The sequence below is a fragment of the Nitratidesulfovibrio sp. HK-II genome, from assembly GCF_003402415.2.
GTDB lineage: Bacteria > Desulfobacterota > Desulfovibrionia > Desulfovibrionales > Desulfovibrionaceae > Cupidesulfovibrio.
This window is the reverse complement of the sequence record NZ_AP036014.1, coordinates 1,345,098-1,359,280: the sequence shown is the minus strand read 5'-3', so window position 1 is coordinate 1,359,280 and position 14,183 is coordinate 1,345,098. Positions and strand designations below refer to the sequence as shown.

Here is a 14,183-nt window from a genome sequence, read left to right as displayed (position 1 = left end):
GGCCCCCGCCAGAATAAGTTTTGACATTCCGCACCCGGCGGGCGATTGTCGGCGGGTCCGCCCGCTCGCCGGGGCCATTGCCGCCCCTGGCGATCCGGCTGGCGGACATCATCACAGATTCTCCCCCAAGGAGCCCCAAATGGCACTCAAGAACGGCGATACCGTCCGCGTCCACTACACCGGCACGCTGGACGACGGCACCGAATTCGACTCTTCGCGCGACCGCGAACCGCTGGAATTTACCCTGGGCGAAGGCATGCTCATCCCCGGCTTTGAAAAGGCCGTGATCGGCCTTGGCAAGGGCCAGTCGGTGAAGGTCACCATTCCCGCCGCCGAAGCATACGGCGAACATGTGGAAGAAATGATCATCACCGTGCCGCGCGACCAGGTGCCCCCGCACATCGAGCCCGAAGTGGGCCTGATGCTCCAGCTCATGACCGACGACGGCGAACTTGACGTCACCGTCACCGACGTCACCGAAGAGCATGTCACCCTCGACGCCAACCACCCCCTGGCCGGCGAAGATCTGACCTTCGACATCGAACTGGTCGAAATCTGCTAGGAAAGCTGCCCCGCCCGGCCCGGAACAACCGGCCGGGTCGCCAGCGGTCCATGCCCGAATGCATGAACGGCGTCCCCTGAAGGGGGCGCCGTTTTCGCGTTGCTCACCTGCGGATGTTCCTGCTGGGTAAGGCTGGCAGCGTGGAACGGCAAACGGCATGCAACCCGCGCACGGGCCGATGGGCCGACGGCAGCGAGCACGGGGGACAAGGGTAACGCCCCGCAAGGCACCCAAGGTGCCGCCCCTGCGGGGACGCGCCCCAGGAAAACGCGAACGGGGCGTCCATAAGGACGCCCCGTGTGGTTGCGAAGGGAGCGCGGGCGTGATGCCCGCCGCGCTGTCCCCCGGGCTAGCCGCCGGACATCATGGAAGTGCCGATCTGGTACACCGCCACCGCAAGGCCGAAGGCCAGGATGGTGCTGAACACGGTGCTGAAGATGGCCCAGCCCCACGAACCCGATTCCTGCTTGATGGCCACCACGGTGACGAAGCAGGGGGCGTACAGCAGCACGAAGACCATCAGCGCGGCGGCCGCGGCCGGAGTCCAGTGCGGGTCGGCCTTGATCTGCTCGGCCAGCGGCGCGGCGTCTTCCGCGTCCACCTCGCCCAGCGAGTAGGCGGTGCCGAGGGTGGAGACGATGACTTCCTTGGCCGCGAAGCCGCCCACCAGGGCGATGTTGGTGCGCCAGTCGAACCCGGCAACCCTGGTCACAGATTCAAGGGCGACGCCCACGCGACCGGCGATGGAGTATTCCAGCCCGGCGGCGGCTTCGGCCGCGTCGATGGCGGCAAGCTGCGCGTCGAACGGGTTCTCTTCCTCGTCATCGGCTTCCTCACCGGCGGGTTCTCCGGCCGGGGCATCGGCTGCGCCAGCGGGGGCCTCGGCAACGGCCTCGCCAGAGGCTTCAGGACCGGCTTCCTGCTGGGCCGCGGCTTCCACCGCTTCCTTCTGGGCGGTGATGGCCGCGCGCTGCTCCTCGAACGCGGCGGTCTTGTCTTCCGGCAACTGCGGGAAGGTCATGGCCGCCCACAGCAGGATGGAGATGGCCAGAATGACGGTGCCGGCCTTCTTGATGTACTGCCAGGTGCGCTCCCAGGTGTGGATGAGAATGCCGCGCAGGGTGGGCAGGCGGTACGGGGGCAGTTCCATGACGAAGGGGGTGGATTCGCCCTTGATCACCGTGGAGCGCAGCAGGCGCGCCACGATGAGCGCCATGCCCCAGCCCAGCAGGGTAAGGGCGAACATGGCCTGGGCCTGCTGCTCGGCGAAGAACACGCCCACGAACAGGATGAACACCGGCAGCTTGGCGCCGCAGGTCATGAACGGCGCGGTGAGGATGGTGGCCAGCCGCTCGCGCGGGCTGCGCAGGGTGCGCGCGGCCATCACGCCGGGCACGGCGCAGCCGCCCGCGATGCCGCCGGACACGATGTAGGGCATCACCGAGCAGCCGTGCAGGCCGAACATGCGGAACACCCTGTCCAGCATGTAGGCCACGCGGGCCATGTAGCCGGAGTCTTCCAGGAAGGCGATCATCATGAACATCAGCATGATCAGCGGCACGAAGCCCATGACCCCGCCCACGCCGTCGATGATGCCGGACACCACCAGCGACTTCAGCAGGCCGTCGGGCAGCGCGGCGGACGCCGTCTCGTTCAGCCAGCCGAAGAACGCCTCCACCCATCCCATGGGGTATTCGCCGATGGCGAAGGTGACCTCGTAGATGCCGTACAGGATCGCCAGCATGATCACCGGGCCGAGCACGCGGTTGGTGAGCACGCGGTCCATGCGGTCGGAGGCCGCGAGACGCTGCGAAAGCTCATCATGGCGGGTCAGCACGCCCTGGCGCAGCACGCCGGAAATGTACCCGTAACGGTAGTCTGCGATGACGGCTTCGGGGTAGCTGTTCAGGGTCGCGTCGAGATGGCGGGCCACTTCGGCGGCCATGGCTTCCAGCTCGGCCGAAAGGGGGCCTGCGGCGCGGCCAAGGGTGCGCATGTCCTCGTCGCTTTCAAGGTACTTCAGGGCCACCCAGCGGGCCGGATACTTGTCGGTGAGGAAGCGCGCGGCCTCGATGCGTTCCACCATGCGGGCGATGACGGGATCAAGGTCGGGGCCGTAGGAGATTTCCAGCGGCTTCCAGGGGGTGCCGCGCCGGGCGTCGCCATGGGCGATGGCGGCGGACATCAGGTCCTTCAGCCCTTCGCCGGTGCGGGCCACGGTTTCCACCACGGGCAGGCCCAGAAGCTGCGACAGGCGCGCGACGTCGATGCGCAGGCCCTGCTTGCGGGCCTCGTCGATCATGTTCAGGCCGAGGGCCACGGGAATGCCCAGTTCCATCAGCTGCACGGCCAGGTACAGGTTGCGCTCCAGCGCGCCCGCGTTGAGCACGTCGATGACCACGTCGGGCCTGTCTTCAACCAGCACGCGCCGCGCCACCACTTCTTCCTGGGTATAGGCGGTGAGCGAATAGGTACCGGGCAGGTCCACCACGCGCACTTCGCGCCCGTCCACGCGGGCGATGCCTTCCTTCTTTTCCACCGTGATGCCGGGGTAGTTGCCCACATGCTGGCGCGAGCCGGTGTACTCGTTGAACGCGGTGGTCTTGCCGGAGTTGGGGTTGCCCGCAAGGGCGACGATGACGTTGGCGGACATGCTTACTCCTGCGGGCGGGGCTGGGCGTCGGTCTCGACGGCGATGAAATCGGCCTCGTTGTTGCGCAGCGAAAGGGTGAACCCCTTCAGGCGCAGGGCCACCGGATCCATCAGGGGCGCGCGCCCCACGACTTCCACTTCCGCGCCGGGGATCAGCCCCATGTCGCGGATGCGCCGCCCGAGTTCGCCGTGCGCGTCCACCTTGGCGATGCGCGCCCGCTGGCCCACGGCCAGTTGCCGCAGGGGAATGGTTTTGCCCATCTTCGTGTCTCCTCCTCAAGCTGCGCGGGGCTGGCTGCCCTCGCGAAATTGAAAATCTTTCTCATTAGGCGGCGTTAAAAAAAGGCGCGGCCCTCGGGCCGGCCATTTCCAGCACTATCAGCCCTACTTGCCGCAGCCGCAGGATGCGCCCGGCCTGGAGGCTATGTGCCCCCCGCCGCCGCAGCAGCCCGAACCGCCAGAGCTCGTGGAGCAGCCGCAACCGCAACCGCCCGGCTTGCGGAACAGGTAGCGCCGCGCGACATACCACGCCGCCGCCACCACGATGGCTACCACCACAAGGGTGTCCCAGGTCATCAGCATTCTCCTTGCGTCAGCGCGCCGCTATCGACGCGGCGCGTCATGTGCGGAATCCGGCGACGCGGAGGCCACCGGCTCGCAGTAAACGTCGCAGGCAAGCGTGTCGCCAAGCACCAGCGAGGCGTCACGCACCCGTACGCAACACGAACCAGACTGCGAGCAGACCTCAAGCTCCGTGCCGGGCGTTATGCCCAGCGCACACAGCCTGCCCCGCTCGCCTTGCTTGTCGCACAGGCGACGCACCCGAACCCGGCACCCGGCGGGAACATCGCTCAACTTGCAACAGGGCATATCCTACTCCTTGGTTCGGTCCGCGACCGTCGCCGCACCGCCGCCGTCCTGCTCCTGCGCCGCGCCTGCGCGGGCACGAGGAACGGGAACGGGAACGGGAACGGGACAACAACCGGGCGTGCACGCCCGACGCACCAAATCTGCACCTCCTGAAAATGATTGTCAAGTTCCTTCTCGACAAAGTCGCCTTCTTCCGGGCAGCACGCGGCTACTCGTGCACGACCGCAGGCGTTCCGCCCGCCCTGCCGACAGATCACGGCCTTGCCGCTCCCCCGCCATCGGCCTTCGCCCGGCCCCGGCGAACTGGACGCGCCCCGCCCGCTGCGGTAGCCTTGCGGACGGCCCGGCCAGCCCCGCGCAATGTGCGGAAAGCCCGCACCGGCCTCACATCGCATCCACGGAGCCTTCACCGAAATGTCGCATCGCACCGCCGACCACGCCGCCGAAAGCCATGCCGTCATCGGAGACAAGAGCACAGTCGCCGATGACGACGCCTCCTTCTCCACGTTCGCCGAACAGGCCCGCGCCTGCCTGCCAGCCGACCTTGCCGACGTCACGGCGGAAGACATCGCCGACATGGTGGCGCTGACCGCCCGGCTCATGGCCATCCGCTCCACCGCCTCTCGCCCGGCAGAGGTGACCCGCTGCGCGGACGTCATCGCCGCCTGGCTGGCCGATAACGAAATTCCCTGCACCCGCATGGAGCACGAGGGCATACCCTCGCTGCTGGCGGGAAACCCCGCCCATGCCGCCCCGCTGGCCCTGCTGGTGCACTTCGACGTCGTGGACGGCGCGGACGCGTTGTTCACACCGCGCATGGACACGGCCACCGGCGTGCTGCACGGGCGCGGCGCCATCGACGACAAGTACGCCGTGGCCATGGCCCTGGTGTTGTGCCGCCGCTGCCTGCGCGAACTTGCCGTGCAGGGCCGTGGGGCGGAATCCCTGCCCCTGGTGCTGGTGATCACCGGCGACGAGGAAACCGGCGGGCGCAATGGTGCGTTCCGCGCCCTGCCCCACATCCGCGCCGACTTCTGCGTGGCGCTGGACGGTGGCGCGCCCGGCTCCGTCATTACCAGGGAAAAAGGGGTCATCGACCTTGTGCTTACCGCGCGGGGCAAGAGCGCCCACGGCGCACGGCCGTGGATGGGCGAAAACGCCGTGGACGCGCTGGTGCGCGACTACGAGGCGTTGAAGCCGCTCTTTCCCGGCCAGTACCCCGGCCCGCACCCGGACCGCGCGCCCGAGGGAGACGCCCCCCGCGCGGCCGACCACTGGCACCGCACCATGAACCTGGGCCTGCTGCACGCGGGCACGGCGGTGAACCTGGTGCCCGGCGAGGCCGTGGCCCATCTGGACGTGCGCTACACCGAACACGACGACCCGCAGCGACTGGTGGCCGAGATGCGCGCCGCCGTGCAAGGGGAACTGGCCGTCACCCGCATGGAACCGCTTTTCGTCACCGGCGACACCCCGTGGATGGGCAGGCTGTTGCGTCACGCCCCCGGCGCGGCCCCCGGCTGCGCCCACGGGGCCAGCGACGCCCGCTTCCTGACCGACCTTTCCATTGCCGGGGTGGTCTGGGGCGCGGAGGGTGAAACCAGTCAGCATACCGACCGGGAGCATCTGCTGATCGCCAGCCTGGTGCCGGTGTACGAGGCCTTGCTGGCCCTGGCGCTCGAAGAGGCCGGAACGACCGGACAGCAAGGGCGGCCGCACCGGGCCGGGGCATAGCCGCCACCCGCCCCGCCGCCCGCTGGCAACATCCGCAGGAAACAGCTACAGGCCAGACATGACCAACGCCAACACCTCCACGACCGACGCAATGCCCGACCAGGCGCCCTCGACAGCGCCTCGCGCGCAGACCGCCGCCAAGGATCAGCCCCTCTCCGGGCCGACGCCCCACCCCCTGTTGGACGTGCGCGAACTGACCGTGGAGTTTCCCGGCCGGACCGGCGCGGGCGGCGCGGGAGATGCGGCAGACGTCGCGTCCCTGCGGGCCGTGGCGGGCGTCTCCTTCGCCATAGAGCCGGGGCGCACCCTGTGCCTGGTGGGTGAATCGGGCTGCGGCAAGAGCATGACGGCGCTGGCCCTGCTGCGCCTGGTGCCCGAGCCGGGGCGCATCGCTTCCGGATCGGTGCGGCTGGAAGGGCGGGAGTTGCTGACCCTGCCGGAACAGGACATGCGCGGGGTGCGCGGGCGCAGCATCTCCATGATCTTCCAGGAGCCCATGACATCGCTGAACCCGGTGTTCCGGGTGGGCGAGCAGATCGCCGAGGGACTGCGGCTGCACCTGGGCCTTTCGCGCTCCGAGGCCGCCGCCCGCGCCGTGGACCTGCTGCGCCAGGTGGGCATTCCCTCGCCGGAACTGCGCGCCCGCGACTTTCCGCACCAGATGAGCGGCGGCATGCGCCAGCGGGTGATGATCGCCATGGCCTTGGCCTGCGACCCGCGCCTGCTCATCGCCGACGAGCCCACCACCGCGCTGGACGTGACCATCCAGCGCCAGATACTGCGCCTGATGCGCGAACTGGCGGCCCGCCGGGGGGCGTCCGTGCTGCTGATCACCCATGATCTGGGCGTGGTGGCGGAAACCGCCGACCACGTGGCCGTGATGTATGCCGGGCGGATCATGGAATACGCTCCGGTGGGGGAATTCTTCACCCGGCCGCTGCACCCGTATGCGGTAGGGCTGATGCATTCGGTGCCGCAGGCGGTTTCCGGCCCGCGCGCCGACCGCCTTTCGGCCATTCCGGGCACGGTGCCGCCGCTGTGGGCCCTGCCCACGGGCTGCACCTTTCGCGATCGCTGCCCGCACGCCTTCGCGCGGTGCGGGAAAGAAGAACCGCCCCTGCTCACCCCCGACCGCGAGACGGGGGAGCCCCCCCATGCCGCCCCCCATGCCCGCGGCGTGCGCTGCTGGCTGCACGCACAGGGCGCGCAATAGCCGGGCTGGCCGCATTGGCGCCCGCGTGCCCCCGCAGTGGGCTGGAGTTGCGCGCGGCACGCACCCCGCGCCGCATGCGCCGACACAGCAGCGCACAGGTGCGCCGCTCCTTTTCCACCCACGCCGCGGTGATGCGTTCATTTACGCCATGGCGCACACCCCTCCCTACGTTATAATGGGGAATAACCCTACTGCGCCGAAAGCAGGTTTACAATTCCAACCGGGGCACATATAAGGTATCGTGTTATTTTCAGACCAGATGACATCATAGTCAAAGGCTGCCAACATGTCGAAAACCGTTGTGCTCGTTGAAGACCTCGATATCGTCCGTGAAGGGCTGAAGGCCCTGCTCGGGACCTATCCCGCGTTCACCATCGTGGGTGAAGCCCCGGACGGCATCCAGGCCCTGAAAATCGTCGAAAAGCACACGCCGGACATCGTATTGATGGATCTGACGCTGCCGCTCATGGACGGCACGGAAGCCATCCGTGAAATCAAGCGGCGCTGCGAGCACACCAAGGTGCTGGCGCTCACCGCCCACAAGAAGGACAGCCTGATTTACCGCACCCTCAGCGCGGGCGCCGACGGCTACGTGCTGAAGAACGTTTCCAGCGACATCCTGGTGCAGGCCATGGAGACGGTGCTTTCCGGCCGCCGCTACATCAGCCCGGAAATCTCCGAACTGCTCATAGAGGATTTCCTTCGTCACGGACGCCGCGAAAGCGGGTCGCTGCTCGACCTGTTGAGCGACCGCGAAAAGCAGGTGCTGAAGCTGGTGGCCGAGGGCCACGGCAACAAGATGATCGCGGACAAGCTGTGCATCAGTCACAAGACCGTGGAAAAGCACAAGGCCAACCTGAAGCGCAAGCTGGGCGCGGACAGCACGGCCGAACTGGTCAGCTTCGCCATCGAGCACGGGCTGACCGTCACGCCGTAGCCGGGCACGGCGTGCCCCGACGCCGCAACGCGGCCCGACATCACGAGAAGACACTGACGACGGGCCGGACTCCCATGGGAGTCCGGCCCGTCGATGCGTTCGCGCCCCAGTCGCCGGAACCGCCGGGTTCACCAGGGCATCCGGAAAGGCGTTGGAAATGGGTAGGGAGGAAATCGCCGTGCCTTGGCGGCGCTGCCCGCTTGCGGCGGCGCACCGAAGGGCGCGGCGCTTATTCGCGTTCCTGAATCCCCGCATCGCCGGGCATGGCGATCACCGAGGTCAGGGCGGCCACGGCCGCCCGCAGCCACGCCAGGGCGTCCGCCGCCGCATCCACGTCGCCTCCATGGGCGGAGCGTTCCAGCGCCGCCGAGCAGGCGGCCAGTTCCGGCATGGCGTAGTTGGCCGCCATGCCGCGCAGGGTGTGCCCCACTCGGGCCAGCAGCGCCTGGTCGCCCGCAGCCAGCGCCGCCTCCGCCTGCCCCACCAGGGCATCGGCCGTACGCTGCACGCCGGGCAGCAGCGGGCGCATCACTTCAGGCACCCCCGCGGCCAGGGCCGATCCGGAAAGCCCGGGGCCGGACGACGCCTCCGGCACGGCCACCTGTCGCAACTGGCCGCAGCGTGCCAGGGCCAACGCCACATCGGCAAGATCCACGCGCCCGCCCGGGTCGGCCTCGCGCCGTGCGCCCGCACGGCCTCGCGGCACGACGTCGGCTCCGTCGCCGTCCACGTCACGGGGGCGCACCTCGGCCACCGGAACCCCCTCCCAGACCGGGGGAATGGGGATGCCCCCACCCGCGCTGCGCACCACAAGCCGCGCGGCCGGGCCAAAAGAAACGGCCGGGCCCGACGGGCCAGACTGACAAAACGGGCCAGCGGAGGCTCCGCCAACAACGGCATCCCCCCCAATGCCCGAGGCAGGCCGCGCCCCCGGCAGCAGCAGGGCCACCTGCGCCGCCAGGGCGTCGCGCGCAGCCGGGTGCGCGTCGAGCACCAGCACGAGGCACCCCACAGCCCCCCCCATGCCGGGGCGTGCGCCGTCCAGACCATCAACGGCGACGCTCCGCTGCTGCGACGCATCCGTTCCGGCATCATCCCCGTGCAGGGTCGGCGTGTCGCCACCCTTCAAGACCTTTGGCATCGCACCTCCATTTCCCTCGTGCCGGGCGACGCTGTCGCGCCTGTCCACATGCCCGCCCCGGTGCTATCGGCAGGCATGACGCATTGCCTTAGCCCACGCCCGCAGCGCAAGTATTTTTCCGCGCCCGCCAACGCCCCATGGGGAGACGGCAACCTACTTTGGCCGGAATTCCCACGGGATTTAAAAAAAACGCTTGCCAACATCCCCCCCTTTTGGCTAGAAGACCCTCCTGCGCCGAAGTGGTGGAATTGGTAGACACGCTAGGTTCAGGGTCTAGTTCCCGCAAGGGAGTGGGAGTTCGACTCTCCCCTTCGGCACCATCGCACGCAAAGGTCCCGGCATTCGCCGGGACCTTTCTGCATTTTCAGCCCGCCATCGCGCCAACAAGCGCCTTCCCCCCGCAGCTCCCATCCTTGCGCGAATATCTCTAACCGCGTTGCCCCCATCGCCAAAATCATGCATGGCACAAGAGATTCCCATTCAATCGCGCCACGACGAAAGGGAGTGCCCATGCCGTTGCCCGTCGATCGTCCGCCGTTGCGTTCCGCCACCGCCATCGTGCGCGGGGGGCTGGGTTTCGGCCTTTCCATCGCCTGCGTGTGGTACCTCATGCGCGCGGGCCTCTTGCGCGCCCACCTGCCGCAGGTGCTGGCCCTGCCCGAGACCGCCGGGGAATGGGTGATGCCCATCGCCATCATGACCATGCTGGCGTGTTCGCGCTGCGTGGCCCTGATGCCGCGCGCCACGCACCTTTCGCGGGTGCACGACGCGGCGCTGGCCGCGCTGCTGCTGCCCCTGCTGGGACTTGTGCCGGGCCTTGGCCCGCTCGCCCCGGGCATCGGAATACTCTGTGGCGCGCTGGCAGTGGCCGGGGCCACGCTGCTGTTCCACGGATGGGGCGTGCGCCTGGCAGCCCTGTCCAGCCTCGACGCCGCGCTCTGCTTCGCCGTGGCCACCTTCGTGGCGGAATCGGTGCTGGCGCTGTCCATTTCCGGACTGGGCGGCGAAGCCGCCTGGCTGGCCGTGGGCGTGGGCCTGCCGCTGGGCGCGCGCCTGCTGCTGGGCAAGGTCTCCCTGCCCGAAGTCCCCGACGGCAGGGAACCCGCTCCGCTGCGGCCCCTGCCCCCTTCGCTGCTGGCGGCGCTGTTTTTGGCCAGCGCGGCGTGCGGGCTGTTCTACCAATTGCTGGATCAACTGCCCCCGGAAAGCGACGCCACGGTCATGGCCTCCAGCGCGGTGTTCTGCGGGGTTGCCCTGTGCGCGGCCATCCTGTTGCGCTTCCAACCCACCGTGGCCCCGCGCCATCTGTTTCGGCTGGCCCTGCCCCTGCTGGGCCTTGGCTTTGCCACGCTGATGCTGCTGGGCCAGCGCTTGCCGCGCGTGCCCATGTTCATCCAGCTTTCGGGCAGCGCATTGCTGGACGTGTTCATGTACACCTCGCTGCTGCACAGCGCGGGGCTGCACGCGAACCGCAACCGCGCGCGCATGGTGGCCCTCTACTGGGCCATGATCTTCGGGGCGCAGTGGACCGGCAGCCTGCTGTCCATGGGACTCGGATGGCTGCTGCCGCCGGACATCGCCCACATCCAGATCATCTCTCTGGCGGCGGTGTGCGCCATCATTTCCATCATGCTGGTGGTGCGCCCCGACCCGGCCACCTACATGGGCTGGCGGCTGCCAGGCCACGTGCCGGACGACGACGCATCCGACATCGCCTGCCCGGTGGACGACGCCGACTGCGATGACAACGCCATGCTGCGGACCATTCTTTCCGACATGGCGACGGAAACGGAAGAAACGACGGCGACGGACGCCTGCGCCGCGTCGCGACGGCGGGCCACGGACAGTGCGGTTGCGGATGCCGCAATCACGGACGCGCCCCCCCAAGCCTGGCCGCCCGCGCCGACCTGCGTTCCCGGCACGCCCGTCTCCGTCGAGTCCGCGCGCTCGGCGCCCGCCGCGCCGGAGCACCCAGCCATGCCGCGCCACCCCGCCCCCGTGGGCGCGGACGGCGCGGAACTGCCGCTGCCCACCCCGTTCACCCTGCCCGGCATGGGGGCAACGATAAGCCCGCCAGCCCACGCATCCGCCAGCGGCCCCGCCGACGCGGCGCAGCCCGCGCCACCGGCCCGCCCCGCGCCATCCGCCTCGGCCGCGCCGCGCCCCTACCCTTCGGCCCCGCCCGCCGAGTGCCTGGCCGATTCCCTGCGCCGCATGGGGCTCACCCGGCAGCAGGTGGCCGTCACCCTGCTGCTGGCCGACCGCCACTCCGGCCCGGAAATCTGCGACCGGCTGAACATTTCCTACAACACCCTGAAGACCCACGTCCGCAACATCTACCGCCAACTCGGCGTGGCCAACCAGCAGGAATTGCGCAACGCCGTCACGCGGTTCGACCCCGCCCGGCCAAGCGCGTAGCAACCAGTCCCCGCCCGATAGGCTCCCTGCGGCCCCCATGCATGCGATCGGCCTTGTCGCGCAACAGGCGCGCCCGTTCGCGGCCGTTCGTCACCGTGCACAACTGTTGGCCACGGGGCGCTACGGGGCGCTACCGACCGCCAGGGTTCGCGACAACGCGCAAAGCGCCCCGCCATGGCCCGCGCCGCGCCTCCCCCCTTAAAAATCACCCAAAATATCACCCGCAGATTCCACGGTGGGTGATTGTTTTTTTTCTTTCGACGGATATCTTGGCAGCACCGTTACCTTTCCATGATCAGGCCCAGCCCCCGGCCCGTCGCGCGCCAATCTGGCCGCGCACCCGGCCTGGGCCACCCGGCCTGTCAAATGATGTAACGGTGTGTGGCCTTTTCTCTAGAAAAGTTATAACACGCTTGCGCGTCAGCAATATTCTGTAGCAAGGTCGCAGCCGCAGCATTGAGGGGGGGATACGCCGGGCCGCAGGGGGGGCCTTCGACCTGGCGCATTCCAACGTTTCCACACATGCAGAACCGGACGGACACCTCACCGTCATGACCTGGTGGAACCTATGGGGCCGCCGGGAACTGACAAGCGGTTGAGCATGGCCCGCGCGGCAGCCAGCCGTCGCCCCGGCGACGGACAGCCACGCGCGCCGCGCATCGACCTTGCGATACGGCACGACAACCACGGGCGGCCCCGCGCCGCCCGGGAAACCGTAATCGGGATGGTGGCTTCATGGGTCTGCACGCCAATGCGTCCTCCACCGGGCGTCTGCTCGAACTCATCCGCAAGGGCGATTCCGCGCGCCCCGCGCCACGGCCCGTGCCGGGCCCCGGCAAGTGGAACATCCCGCTGCTGCGCCCGCTGAAGGAACGCCGCGTGCTCGGCGTGGAATGGCGCGGCCGCTGCCTGTACCTGGCGGAAAGCCGCCACGGCCGCGCCGGCCTGCCGGTGCTGCAGGGGGTGCAGGCCATCCGCATTCCCGCGGGCATCCGCCCCGGCGACGACGCCTTCTCCTCCTTTCTCCGCCAGCAGATACTCGATTTCTGCGGCCCCGCGCCCGACCTTGAGGTGTGGGCCGCCCTGCCCGACGAACACGCCGAACACTGGCACTTCCGCATTCCCAAGGTTGCGGCCAAGGAACGCGACGACGTGGCCTTCTGGACCGCCCGCAAGGAGCGCGAGTTCGACGAGCGGCAGTCGGTGTTCGACTGCACCATCGGCGGCGAGATCATCGAAAAGGGCGTGCCCAAGCTCCCCGTCACCGCCACCCTGGCGGTGCGCGCGGCCGTTGGCGAGGTGCGCAACATCGTGCAGCGGGCGGGCTTTGCCCTTGCCGGCGCGGCCACGCGGGTCATCGCCTCGCACAACCTGTTCACCACCGGCTGGCTGGACCCGGCCACCGAACAGTTCGCCGTGCTGCACATCGACGAGGAATCGACCCGCATCGACATCTACTCCTCGTCGCAGGTGGTGCTGAGCCGCATGGTCAAGACCGGCTTCGCCAGCCTGGCCCGCGCCCTGGTGGAATCCACCGCCGCCACCGCCCGCCCCCTCACCGACGCCGAAGCCCGCGAACTCTTGCTGCGCAACGCAACCTGCACGATGGCGGGGCCTGTTGCCACCCACGCCACGGGGTCCACCGGCCAGCCCGTGCCCGTGCCCGCAGCGCCCACGGCGCAAGCCGCCTCACCGGCGGGGCCGCCGGTGGCGGACATCGGCTCCAGCATCGCCTCTGCCGTGGAACGGCTGGTGCGCCAGCTGGAACGCACCATGGACCACTTCGCCAACACCCTCGGCTACCCGGCCGTGTCGCGCATGTTCCTTTCCACCCCCGGCGGCTGCCTGCAACCGCTGGTGGACGAATTCGGGCGGCAGGTGGGCATTCCGTGCGCGGCGCTGAACAGCCAGCGCGGCCCGGCCACGCCCGGCGCGGAACTGGACATCGCCAAGCTGCCGTCCGACTGCGCCGAGGCCCAGTGGGCCATCGGGCTTTCGCTGTCGGACGACGCCCGCACCCAGAACTGCGTGAACACCTTCCGCGAGCGCAAGGAAGCCCGCAAGCACGAACGCATCCGCATGGCGGTGGCCGTGGGCAGCATTGTCGTTGTGCTGTGCACGGCGGTGTTCGCCAGCTTCCAGGGGGCGATCCTGCTGTCCGCCCGGTCCGACCGAGACGCCCTGCGCCAGCAGCTTGCCGCCTACGGCGAAACACTCGACAAGCCGAAGCTGCTGGCCGCATCGGCCAAGGGCAAGGCGCTGCGCCTTGCCGTGCAGTCCATGAGCAGGCGGCAGGTTTCCGTGGCGCTGCTGGCGGAACTGGCGGCCGTCACCCCCTCGGGGGTGCGCCTTTCCGGCCTGCGCCTGACCCAGCTCGACCAGCCGGGGCAGACCCAGGGGGCAAAGGACACCAAGGGCAAGGCCGCGCAGCCGCAGGGCAAGCCAGAAGACAAGACGGCCCAGGCCACGGCCATGGCCGTGGTGACGGGCGTGGTTTCCGGCGACATGCTCCAGCGAGAGGCCATGCTGGCCGACTTCCTGTACCGGCTGGAACGCTCCCCCATGGTGCTTTCGGTGACGGTGGAGAAAAAGACCCCGGAAACGGGCGCGGCCACCGAATCGCTGCAGTTCATAGCCACCCTCAAACTGGTGTGAC

General features: G+C 69.0%; 11 protein-coding genes and 1 tRNA gene. 7 read left to right on the top strand and 5 right to left on the bottom strand.

Features of this window, described 5'->3' with window-relative positions:
- Positions 1-139 precede the first annotated feature (139 nt).
- Complete coding sequence (locus tag RVX_RS05425; RefSeq protein ID WP_116305045.1) at positions 140-562, top strand: FKBP-type peptidyl-prolyl cis-trans isomerase; 423 nt, start codon at positions 140-142, stop codon at positions 560-562.
- Between the two features lie 349 nt (positions 563-911).
- Here RVX_RS05425 and feoB read toward each other — a convergent pair whose 3' ends face one another.
- The 4 genes from feoB to RVX_RS05405 form a co-directional block, all read right to left on the bottom strand.
- Complete coding sequence (gene feoB / locus RVX_RS05420; protein ID WP_116305044.1) at positions 912-3,215, bottom strand: ferrous iron transport protein B; 2,304 nt, start codon at positions 3,213-3,215, stop codon at positions 912-914.
- Positions 3,216-3,217: 2 nt separating this feature from the next.
- Entirely contained in the window at positions 3,218-3,475 is a 258-nt protein-coding gene (locus RVX_RS05415; protein WP_116305043.1) for a FeoA family protein, read from the bottom strand.
- Positions 3,476-3,598: 123 nt separating this feature from the next.
- On the bottom strand, positions 3,599-3,790 hold the full coding sequence (locus RVX_RS05410; protein WP_116305042.1) for a hypothetical protein: 192 nt from the start codon (positions 3,788-3,790) through the stop codon (positions 3,599-3,601).
- A gap of 27 nt (positions 3,791-3,817) precedes the next feature.
- Positions 3,818-4,084: a FeoA family protein gene (locus RVX_RS05405; RefSeq protein WP_116305041.1), complete on the bottom strand. Its 267-nt coding sequence runs from the start codon at positions 4,082-4,084 to the stop codon at positions 3,818-3,820.
- A 414-nt stretch (positions 4,085-4,498) separates the two neighbouring features.
- Between RVX_RS05405 and RVX_RS05400 the strand changes: the two genes are divergently transcribed.
- The 3 genes from RVX_RS05400 to RVX_RS05390 all read left to right on the top strand — a co-directional run bounded on the left by RVX_RS05400 (position 4,499) and on the right by RVX_RS05390 (position 7,968).
- On the top strand, positions 4,499-5,818 hold the full coding sequence (locus tag RVX_RS05400; RefSeq protein WP_116305040.1) for a M20 family metallopeptidase: 1,320 nt from the start codon (positions 4,499-4,501) through the stop codon (positions 5,816-5,818).
- A 58-nt stretch (positions 5,819-5,876) separates the two neighbouring features.
- Entirely contained in the window at positions 5,877-7,031 is a 1,155-nt protein-coding gene (locus tag RVX_RS05395) for an ABC transporter ATP-binding protein (protein WP_116305039.1), read from the top strand.
- Positions 7,032-7,317: 286 nt separating this feature from the next.
- Positions 7,318-7,968 (top strand): response regulator, encoded by a 651-nt coding sequence (locus tag RVX_RS05390; RefSeq protein ID WP_116305038.1) that lies wholly within the window; start codon positions 7,318-7,320, stop codon positions 7,966-7,968.
- A gap of 229 nt (positions 7,969-8,197) precedes the next feature.
- Here the strand turns inward: RVX_RS05390 and RVX_RS05385 are convergent, their stop codons facing one another.
- The gene (locus RVX_RS05385; RefSeq protein ID WP_420192418.1) at positions 8,198-9,109 is read right to left on the bottom strand and encodes an Hpt domain-containing protein; all 912 of its coding nucleotides are present in this window, start codon (positions 9,107-9,109) and stop codon (positions 8,198-8,200) included.
- Positions 9,110-9,342: 233 nt separating this feature from the next.
- Here RVX_RS05385 and RVX_RS05380 point away from each other — a divergent pair.
- From RVX_RS05380 to RVX_RS05370, 3 genes are all read left to right on the top strand, one after another.
- Positions 9,343-9,429 (top strand) — tRNA-Leu (locus tag RVX_RS05380).
- A 190-nt stretch (positions 9,430-9,619) separates the two neighbouring features.
- A complete protein-coding gene (locus RVX_RS05375; protein ID WP_230404409.1) occupies positions 9,620-11,527 on the top strand; it encodes a helix-turn-helix transcriptional regulator in 1,908 nt (635 codons plus the stop codon).
- Between the two features lie 735 nt (positions 11,528-12,262).
- Positions 12,263-14,182 carry a hypothetical protein gene (locus RVX_RS05370; protein WP_116305035.1) on the top strand — a complete coding sequence of 640 codons (1,920 nt, stop codon included), beginning with the start codon at positions 12,263-12,265 and terminating at the stop codon, positions 14,180-14,182.
- Position 14,183 lies beyond the last annotated feature (1 nt).

What these genes read in the sequence shown, in the direction of transcription:
- RVX_RS05425 (WP_116305045.1), top strand. Translation starts at nt 140, where the DNA reads ATGGCACTCAAGAACGGCGATACCGTCCGCGTCCACTACACCGGCACG.
- feoB (WP_116305044.1), bottom strand. Translation starts at nt 3,215, where the DNA reads ATGTCCGCCAACGTCATCGTCGCCCTTGCGGGCAACCCCAACTCCGGC.
- RVX_RS05415 (WP_116305043.1), bottom strand. Translation starts at nt 3,475, where the DNA reads ATGGGCAAAACCATTCCCCTGCGGCAACTGGCCGTGGGCCAGCGGGCG.
- RVX_RS05410 (WP_116305042.1), bottom strand. Translation starts at nt 3,790, where the DNA reads ATGACCTGGGACACCCTTGTGGTGGTAGCCATCGTGGTGGCGGCGGCG.
- RVX_RS05405 (WP_116305041.1), bottom strand. Translation starts at nt 4,084, where the DNA reads ATGCCCTGTTGCAAGTTGAGCGATGTTCCCGCCGGGTGCCGGGTTCGG.
- RVX_RS05400 (WP_116305040.1), top strand. Translation starts at nt 4,499, where the DNA reads ATGTCGCATCGCACCGCCGACCACGCCGCCGAAAGCCATGCCGTCATC.
- RVX_RS05395 (WP_116305039.1), top strand. Translation starts at nt 5,877, where the DNA reads ATGACCAACGCCAACACCTCCACGACCGACGCAATGCCCGACCAGGCG.
- RVX_RS05390 (WP_116305038.1), top strand. Translation starts at nt 7,318, where the DNA reads ATGTCGAAAACCGTTGTGCTCGTTGAAGACCTCGATATCGTCCGTGAA.
- RVX_RS05385 (WP_420192418.1), bottom strand. Translation starts at nt 9,109, where the DNA reads ATGCCAAAGGTCTTGAAGGGTGGCGACACGCCGACCCTGCACGGGGAT.
- RVX_RS05375 (WP_230404409.1), top strand. Translation starts at nt 9,620, where the DNA reads ATGCCGTTGCCCGTCGATCGTCCGCCGTTGCGTTCCGCCACCGCCATC.
- RVX_RS05370 (WP_116305035.1), top strand. Translation starts at nt 12,263, where the DNA reads ATGGGTCTGCACGCCAATGCGTCCTCCACCGGGCGTCTGCTCGAACTC.